Below are 5706 nucleotides of genomic sequence, written 5' to 3'. Positions count from 1 at the left end.
GCCCTCGTTCGCCATCTGCGCCGCGAGCGCCAGCGTCTTGCCGCCCGCGCCTGCGCACAGGTCGATCACCAGTTCGCCCGGCTGCGCGCCGACCGCAGCACAGGCAAGCTGGCTGCCCGCATCCTGCACCTCGATCAGGCCCTGTGTATAGGCGTCCCACTGTTCGACCCGCGTGCCGGTGGTGAGCCGCAGGGCATTGGCGACAGCGAGCGCTTCACCCTCTTCGGGAAGATCGAGCCCGTCGGGAGCGGCCTTGAGCGTATTGATCCGCAGGTCGAGCGGCGCGCGGTCGAGCAGGGCGATGGCGTCCTCGGCCTCAAGCCCCGAGGCGGCGAGCCGCTCCTCCAGCCATGCGGGGGCAAAGCCGGTCTCGGCCACCTTCTCGCCCTCGGCAGGCTCGGCGGGTCCGTAGTTGGAGCCGTCGAACAGGTCGAGCAGCCAGTCATGCTCCTCGCTTTCGGTGGCGAGCGCCAGCATGGCCGCGCGGCCATTGGCGGGCACGGGGCCGCAGAAGCGGATCACATCGTAGACCAGCTCGCGGATCGCGCGCTTGTCCTTCGAGCCTGCGAAACGATGGTTCTTGAACCAGTCGGCCAAGATACGGTCAGCGGGCGCGCCCGCACTGTTGGCGGCAGCGATCACGAGGTCGAGCACCTCGATGGCGGACTGGACGCGGGCGGAGGGGGTCATGGCTTTTGCTCCTGCCATAGGTCTTCGATGTCCTGCTGTGTGGGCGCCAGCAGGCAGAAATAGCGACGGTAGGCTCCCGCGTTCTCGGCCAGCGCCTGCTCACCCGCGCGTTCACACGCCACTGCGCTGGGGTGAAGCGACTGGGCGACGCTCATCGAGCTGTCGACGTCAGCGGGCTGCCAGCCAATAAGGACCAGCAGATAGGGGACGAATTCGATCATTCAGAGGCCTTGTAAGCAAGCGATGGGTCGCGGCGCACCGCGGCGTCGTAAATTGCGCGGGTGCGGTCGATGAAGGCCATCTTGGCCAGCCACGAGACCGCCCCGCCCAGCCCCACGGCCAGATAGTCGAACGCGACCAGACCATAGGCCATGGCCACGAAGCCGAGCGCGGATACCGCATTGAGCACGTTCGGCAATGAAGTCTGCGTTTCGGGCAACGGGCGCGCCTTGCGCTCGACCCACAGCCGCTCGCCGAGCACACCCCGCGTCATCCAGGCGCGGTCATTGGCAGGGGCGCGGAACAGGTGCGGGTTGAGCCACAACCAGCCTGCCGCCAGCGCCGCCACGCCAAGCGCCCACCAACCGAGCCAGATCCGCGAGAGCGCCGCCAGCACGATCACTGGCAGCCCGGTCAGCGCACGGCTCCAGCCGCTCCACGGGTTGGCGTGGCGCGCCCAACCCGCCTCGTCGAGACCGAAAGCCGTAGCGATGCGCTGATCCAGCGACACCTCAGCGCGTGGGATAGTTCGGCGCCTCGCGGGTGATCGACACGTCGTGAACGTGGCTTTCCGACAGGCCCGCATTGGTGATGCGGATGAACTTGCCGCGCTCGCGCAGGTCGGCAATCGTGGCCGAGCCGGTGTAGCCCATCGCCGCCTTGATGCCGCCGACCAGCTGGTGCACCACATCGCGCGCCGGGCCCTTGTAGGGCACCTGACCTTCGATGCCTTCGGGCACCAGCTTCATCTGGTCCTTGATGTCCTGCTGGAAGTAGCGGTCGGCCGAGCCGCGCGCCATCGCCCCGACCGAACCCATGCCGCGGTAGGCCTTATAGGCACGCCCCTGATAGAGGAACGTCTCGCCCGGAGCCTCTTCGGTGCCCGCGAGCAGGCTGCCCGCCATCACGGTCGAGGCCCCGGCGGCCAGCGCCTTGGCCGCATCGCCCGAGGTGCGCAGTCCGCCGTCGGCGATGATCGGCACGTCGCCCGCGGCGCGCGCTGCGTCCATCACGGCGGTCAGCTGCGGTACGCCCACGCCCGCCACGATGCGGGTGGTGCAGATCGAGCCCGGCCCGATCCCCACCTTCACCGCATCGGCACCGGCGTCGATCAGCGCCCTGGTCGCCTCGCCGGTGGCGACGTTGCCCGCCACCACCTGCACCGCGTTGGAAAGCTTCTTCACCCGCTCCACCGCGTGGGCCACCTGCTTGTTGTGGCCATGGGCGGTGTCGATGATGATCACATCGCACCCGGCATCCACCAGCGCCTCGGTCCGCTCGAAGCCCTTGTCGCCCACCGTGGTGGCCGCTGCCACCCGGAGACGGCCAGCGGCGTCCTTGGTGGCATCAGGGTTGAGCACGGCCTTCTCGATGTCCTTCACCGTGATCAGGCCGACGCAGTGATAGGCCTCGTCGACCACCAGCAGCTTCTCGATCCGGCGCTGGTGGAGCAGACGGCGCGCCTCGTCCTGGCTCACGCCTTCGGAGACGGTGGCGAGGTTGTCGCTCGTCATCAGTTCGCGCACGGGCTGGTCGGGGTTGGCGGCGAAACGCACGTCGCGGTTGGTGAGGATGCCCACCAGCTTGCCGCCCGCGTCGACCACCGGAATGCCGCTGATGCGGTTGTGGCTCATGATCGCCTGCGCCTCGCCCAGCGTCGCTTCGGGGCGGATGGTGATGGGGTTCACCACCATGCCGCTCTCGAACCGCTTCACGCGCCGCACCGCATCGCACTGTTCCTCGATGGTGAGGTTGCGGTGAAGCACGCCGATGCCGCCCATCTGCGCCATCACGATCGCCATCTCGGCCTCGGTAACGGTGTCCATCGCCGCCGACAGGATCGGGATGTTGAGCGCGATCTCGCGGGTCAGCTTCGTCTTGGTGCTGGTCTGCGAGGGCAGGATGTCGCTCTCGGCCGGCCGGAGCAGGACGTCGTCAAAAGTAAGGCCGGTTTCGATTTCCATGGGTGCCACCAGATGTTGTGCGTTTCGATTCGTGGCGGCCCATGTAAACGCACTATGCGTCATTCGCTAGGGCGGCGGCGCGGAATCTGCCCCACCGTGTGCAAACGGGCACAACCGCCAACGAAAGCGAGGGACAAATGGCCAGTGCCATCCATCATTCCCATTCCCGTTCGTGCTGAGCTTGTCGGAAGCGTAGCTGGCCGCCAGGCCGACCACTGCTTTTATTGATGGCGACGGAAAAGGAAGTGCGGCCCTTCGACAAGCTCAGGGCGAGCGGATGTGGTGAGACCACCGCGCCCCAGGCTCCGTCAGGCGGTCCAGCCGCCGTCGACCGACCAGTTCGCACCGTTGATATTCTGCGCCTCGTCGCGGCACAGGAACACCGCCATCGCGCCGATCTCCGCCGGCTGGACGAACTTTTTGGTCGGCTGGCTGTCGAGCAGCACCTTGTTGATCACATCGTCGCGGCTCATGTTCCGCGCCTTCATCGTGTCGGGGATCTGGTTTTCGACCAGCGGGGTCCAGACATAGCCGGGCGAGATGCAGTTGGCGGTGATGTTGTGCTCGGCCAGTTCCAGCGCCAGCACCTTGGTGAGGCCCGCAAGGCCATGCTTCGCCGCGACATAGGCCGCCTTGAACGGGCTCGCGACCTTGGAGTGCGCGCTCGCCGTATTGATGATCCGACCCCAGCCCGCCTTCTTCATATAGGGCACCGCGTGGTGCGAGGTTAGGAAGGCGCTCGACAGGTTCAGCGCAATGATCTTGTTCCACTTCTCGGGCGGAAAATCCTCCACCGGCGCAACGAACTGCATGCCTGCGTTGTTAACAAGAATGTCAACATTGCCCGCCTCTTCCATCAGCTGAGCCACGCCATCGACGGTCGAAAGATCGGCGCCGCTGTAGGGGGCGGACAGCTCCTCCTGCAGTTTCGCGATTTCGGCCTCGTCGCCGAAGCCCGAGAGCACAACCTCGGCCCCTTCGGCGTGAAGCGCTCGGGTGATGGCGAGGCCGATACCCGAGGTGGAGCCAGTAACGAGAGCGCGCTTGCCGGAAAGGAACATGGAAACCTCCAGAACATTGTCTATCAAGACTGCGTGCATCGGGCTCACCGCTCAAGGCACGCGGGGCAGATGGCGCACCCGAAAATTGTGCGTCGCATCATAAATGGGGGCTTGTCCGTGAAACTCAATCCTTTCGACCCTAGCAAAATCAATGTGCGCCGAGGCGGCGGCGGGGGTGGCGGAATGCCCGGCGGCAAGCTCGGGTGCGGCGGCATTGTGGTGGTGCTGATCGGGGTGTTCGTGTTCGGGATGGACCCGGCGCAGATGCTCGGCACGGTCGAGCAGATGCAGGGCGCCGGCCAGCAGCAGCAGTCAGACCCGGCCAATCCGAACGCAAGCGTGGCCGACGTCTGCGGCGACAGCCAGTATGCGACGGAAGCCTGCAACGCGCTCGCCTCGCTCGACCAGACCTGGCAGGCACGCTTCACCGAGGAGGGCCTCGGCGACCGCTTCGTGAAACCGACGCTCGAACTCTACACGGGCGGCACACGCACCGCCTGCGGCGCAGGCTCGGCCTCGATGGGGCCGTTCTACTGTCCCGGCGATCAGACCATCTATATCGACACCAGCTTCTACGACACGCTCGAACGCCAGCTCGGCGCGGGCGGCGACTTCGCGCGCTACTATGTGATCGCCCATGAATATGGCCACCATATCCAGACCATCACCGGCATTTCGGGCCAGATCCGCAGCGCACAGCAGAGTGACCCGCGCAATGCCAACCGCTATCAGGTGCTGATGGAATTGCAGGCCGATTGCTATGCGGGCGTCTGGGCGGGCCTCAACCGCAATGCCATCGAGCCGGGTGACTTCGAGGAGGGCATGACCGCCGCCTCGTCCATCGGCGACGACGCGCTGACCGGCGGCCGCGTGAGCGAGGAGAACTTCACCCACGGCACCAGCCAGCAGCGCATGGAAGCGCTCAGGCTCGGCCTGACCACCGGCGACGACCGGCGCTGCGACGAAATCGTGCAGGTACGCTAGGCGGCGCGGATCAGACGGTCTGGCCGGCCTGGAACATGACCGGCTGCGCACCCGTGGACACAAGCGTGACCGGCATGGTGACGCTGAACGCCTGCGGTGCGTCCGGCCCCGCAAAGGTGCCGACAAACCGCACGGTGGCGGTGACCGCACCCTGCATGCTGACGAAGGTGACCGGCGTGACCGTGGCAACACTCGCGCTCGCGCCGTTGGCGGAACTGGCCACGGCCCGAACCCCATCCACCCGTGCGCTCGCCGACACCCGGGCTGGCGTGCGGACCTGCTCGATCTCGCGGTCGAGGTCGCGCAGGATCTGCTGACGCAGATCATCCGAAATGTCGCGCTGGCTGGCAACCGCCGCCCGCGCCTGCTCAAGACCGCGGCTGGCCTGCCGGACGATGGCCTGACGGCAAATTTGCACGACGATACTGCCGTCAGCCCGCCTGCGCTCGCTGACCGGCTGGTCGTCCGCGCAACTGTCTTCGACCACCGGTGTGGCGGCGCGGGCCTCGGCGGCGGCGGCACGGGCGGTTACGGCAGCAGCGCGCGCTTCGGCCAGCGCTGCGGCCCGCTCGATACGCGCTTCATGCTGCTGTGCCCGAGCCTCGGCCTGCGCGGAACGCACCTCTGCCATGGCAGCGGCAACGTCAGCGTTGATAGCTTCGAGGTCCGCCGGATCGAGCGGCTCGTCGAGATCGGCCAATGCGCTGATATCGGCGCTGGCAGACACCGGCAGCAGCGCAGCGGGCGCCTCCGGCGGCAAGGGCGGTTCGGGCGGCACAGGGGCGAGT

Annotated in this window: 5 protein-coding genes and 2 pseudogenes; 1 reads left to right on the top strand and 6 read right to left on the bottom strand. The window is 67.0% G+C overall.

Going from position 1 to position 5706, the window contains the following annotated elements; genetic code table 11:
- The 5 genes and pseudogenes from D2V17_RS03420 to D2V17_RS03400 form a co-directional block, all read right to left on the bottom strand.
- Positions 1 to 690 (bottom strand): annotated as a pseudogene (locus D2V17_RS03420) (RsmB/NOP family class I SAM-dependent RNA methyltransferase); the annotation flags it as partial.
- A complete protein-coding gene (locus D2V17_RS03415; protein WP_119591734.1) occupies positions 687 to 911 on the bottom strand; it encodes a hypothetical protein in 225 nt (74 codons plus the stop codon). The pseudogene D2V17_RS03420 and the gene D2V17_RS03415, both read right to left, overlap by 4 nt.
- Entirely contained in the window at positions 908 to 1420 is a 513-nt protein-coding gene (locus tag D2V17_RS03410) for a DUF6653 family protein (protein WP_119591733.1), read from the bottom strand. Before D2V17_RS03410 ends, D2V17_RS03415 begins: the two co-directional genes overlap by 4 nt.
- Position 1421: 1 nt before the next feature.
- Positions 1422 to 2873 carry an IMP dehydrogenase gene (gene guaB / locus D2V17_RS03405; protein WP_119591732.1) on the bottom strand — a complete coding sequence of 484 codons (1452 nt, stop codon included), beginning with the start codon at positions 2871 to 2873 and terminating at the stop codon, positions 1422 to 1424.
- A gap of 308 nt (positions 2874 to 3181) precedes the next feature.
- Positions 3182 to 3934, bottom strand: a complete 753-nt coding sequence (locus D2V17_RS03400) for a 3-hydroxybutyrate dehydrogenase (protein WP_119591731.1) — start codon at positions 3932 to 3934, stop codon at positions 3182 to 3184.
- Positions 3935 to 4051: 117 nt separating this feature from the next.
- On the opposite strand from D2V17_RS03400, the gene ypfJ reads away from it, so the two are divergent.
- On the top strand, positions 4052 to 4918 hold the full coding sequence (ypfJ, locus tag D2V17_RS03395; RefSeq protein ID WP_119591735.1) for a KPN_02809 family neutral zinc metallopeptidase: 867 nt from the start codon (positions 4052 to 4054) through the stop codon (positions 4916 to 4918).
- A 10-nt stretch (positions 4919 to 4928) separates the two neighbouring features.
- On the opposite strand, the pseudogene D2V17_RS21180 reads toward ypfJ, so the two are convergent.
- Positions 4929 to 5706: pseudogene (locus D2V17_RS21180) on the bottom strand (hypothetical protein); the annotation flags it as partial.

The organism is Aurantiacibacter xanthus (genome assembly GCF_003584015.1).
Taxonomy (GTDB): Bacteria; Pseudomonadota; Alphaproteobacteria; order Sphingomonadales; family Sphingomonadaceae; genus Alteraurantiacibacter; species Alteraurantiacibacter xanthus.
The sequence above is the reverse complement of the archived record's forward strand: the minus strand, read 5'-3'. Positions and strand labels throughout refer to the sequence as shown.

Excerpts from the sequence above, each read along its gene's own strand:
- D2V17_RS03415 (WP_119591734.1), bottom strand. The coding sequence starts at position 911 with ATGATCGAATTCGTCCCCTATCTGCTGGTCCTTATTGGCTGGCAGCCC.
- guaB (WP_119591732.1), bottom strand. The coding sequence starts at position 2,873 with ATGGAAATCGAAACCGGCCTTACTTTTGACGACGTCCTGCTCCGGCCG.
- D2V17_RS03400 (WP_119591731.1), bottom strand. The coding sequence starts at position 3,934 with ATGTTCCTTTCCGGCAAGCGCGCTCTCGTTACTGGCTCCACCTCGGGT.